The organism is Phenylobacterium sp., from assembly GCF_036402295.1.
In the GTDB taxonomy this organism is placed as follows: Bacteria; Pseudomonadota; Alphaproteobacteria; order Caulobacterales; family Caulobacteraceae; genus Phenylobacterium.
Map to the genome: position 1 here is coordinate 1 of NZ_DASWTE010000249.1, position 1,881 is coordinate 1,881.

3 protein-coding genes and 1 pseudogene are annotated in these 1,881 nt (G+C 68.7%); 3 read left to right on the plus strand and 1 reads right to left on the minus strand.

Annotation, left to right across the window (positions count from 1 at the left end):
- The 3 genes and pseudogenes from VGD44_RS15440 to rimM all read left to right on the plus strand — a co-directional run.
- Positions 1-462: pseudogene (locus VGD44_RS15440) on the plus strand (signal recognition particle protein); the annotation flags it as partial.
- Positions 463-486: 24 nt separating this feature from the next.
- Positions 487-1,056 (plus strand): 30S ribosomal protein S16, encoded by a 570-nt coding sequence (gene rpsP / locus VGD44_RS15445; protein WP_331088629.1) that lies wholly within the window; start codon positions 487-489, stop codon positions 1,054-1,056.
- Positions 1,057-1,068: 12 nt separating this feature from the next.
- Positions 1,069-1,575, plus strand: coding sequence for a ribosome maturation factor RimM (gene rimM / locus VGD44_RS15450; protein WP_331088632.1), 507 nt, complete (start codon positions 1,069-1,071; stop codon positions 1,573-1,575).
- A gap of 24 nt (positions 1,576-1,599) precedes the next feature.
- Here the strand turns inward: rimM and VGD44_RS15455 are convergent.
- Positions 1,600-1,881, minus strand: a 282-nt coding sequence (locus tag VGD44_RS15455) for an acyl-CoA thioesterase (protein WP_414694672.1), incomplete at its 5' end; no start/stop codon positions are given.

The following is a 1,881-nucleotide window of genomic DNA, read 5'->3' on the forward strand; positions in this document are numbered from 1 at the left end:
CTGCCCGGCGTCCAGAAGATGAAGCGGCAGATCGCCGAGAGCGGCCTCAACGACAAGATGTTCGACCGCCAGGTGGCGATCATTTCGTCGATGACCAAGGCCGAGCGGAAGAAGCCGGACATCCTGCAGGCGTCCCGCAAGCGCCGCATCGCCGCCGGCTCGGGCGTCGACGTGGCCGAGGTGAACCGCCTTTTGAAGCAGCACCGCCAGATGGCCGACGCCTTCAAGGCGCTGAGCAAGAACGGCGGCAAGGGCTTCGGCCAGATGGCCAAGATGCTGGGCGGCGGCGGCGGTCTCGACATGGGCAAGATCGCCCAGATGACGGGCCAGCCCGCGCCCTCGCCGGAACAGATGGAAGAGATGGCCGAGAAGCTGAAAGGCCTCGGCGGTCCCGGCGGCATGAAATTACCCGGGCTGGGCGGCGGCGGCCTCCCACCCGGCTTCAATCCCTTCAAGAAATAGCTTTCAGACCAAGGACTAAAGACAATGCTGAAGATCCGTCTCGCCCGTGGCGGCGCCAAGAAGCGCCCCTACTACTCGATCGTCGTCGCCGACAGCCACTCGCCCCGCGACGGCCGCTTCATCGAGAAGGTCGGTTCGTACAACCCGCTGCTCAAGAAGGACGACCCCAACCGCGTCGTCCTGAAGGTCGAGCGCATCCAGGAGTGGATCAGCAAGGGCGCCCAGCCCACCGACCGCGTCGCCCGCGAGCTGGGCAAGGTCGGCGTCGTGAAGTGGGAAGCCGGCAACAACCCGAAGAAGGCCGAGCCGGGCACGAAGGCCAAGGAACGCGCCGAGGAGAAGGCCCAGCGCGAAGCCGACCGCGCCGCCGCCGCCGCTGAAGCCGCCGCCAACCCGCCGCCGGTGGAAGAGCCGGTCGCCGAGGAAGCCCCGGCCGCCGAGGTCGCTGCTGAAGAAGCCCCTGCCGAGGAAGCTCCGGCCGCCGAAGCCGCCGCTGAAGAGGCCCCGGCCGCTGAAGCCGCCGCCGAAGAGGCCCCGGCCGCCGAGGCCGCTGCTGAAGAGGCGCCCGCCGCCGAAGGCGAAGAGCAGGCCTAAGGCTGCACACGGGTGAGTTCAGACCTCATCCAGGTGGGTCGCGTCGCGGGCGCCTTCGGGGTCCGCGGCGAGGTCCGCATCACCAGCTTCACGGCCGAGCCGTTGGCGCTGGTGGACTACAAGACGTTGCTGCGTGAGGACGGAAAGCCCGCCCTCACGCTCACCGCTGGCCGCGCCGCCAAGGGCGGCGTCGTCGCGCGCGCGGCGGAAGTCGAGACCCGCGAGCAGGCCGAAGCCCTGCGCGGTCTCAAGCTCTACATCCCGAGAGACGTCCTGCCGGAACCGGATGAGGACGAGTTCTACGTCACTGACCTGATCGGTCTTGCCGTGCAGACGCCCGAGGGCGACGCGCTGGGAACGGTGAAGTCCGTCCAGGACTTCGGCGCCGGCGACCTCCTGGAGATCGCGCCTGCTGAAGGCGGCGCCACCTGGTACCTGCCGTTCACGCGCGAAGCCGTGCCGCAGGTGCGGATCGGGGATGGCGTGGTGGTCGCGGTGCGGCCGGACGAGGTGGAGTAATTCCCTCCCCATTAAGGGAGGGAATTACTTCGCGACCTTCGGCTTGCGCATCCGCATCAGGCCTTCCTGCGCGCAGCTCGCCACCAGAGCGCCGTCCGAGGCGCGGTAGATGTAGCCCAGGTTGAAGCCGCGGCCGCCCGAGGCGGAGGGGCTCTCCTGGTGGTACAGGTGCCACTCGTTGAAGTCGGTCGGTCGGTGGAACCACATGGCGTGGTCGAGGCTGGCAGACTGGAAGCCCGGCGTGCGCCACGACACCCCGTGCGGCCGGATCGACGTGCCGAGCAGGCTCATGTCCGACGCATAGGC

Bases quoted from the DNA above. Each gene is read 5' to 3' on its own strand.
- rpsP (WP_331088629.1), top strand. From the start codon at position 487: ATGCTGAAGATCCGTCTCGCCCGTGGCGGCGCCAAGAAGCGCCCCTAC.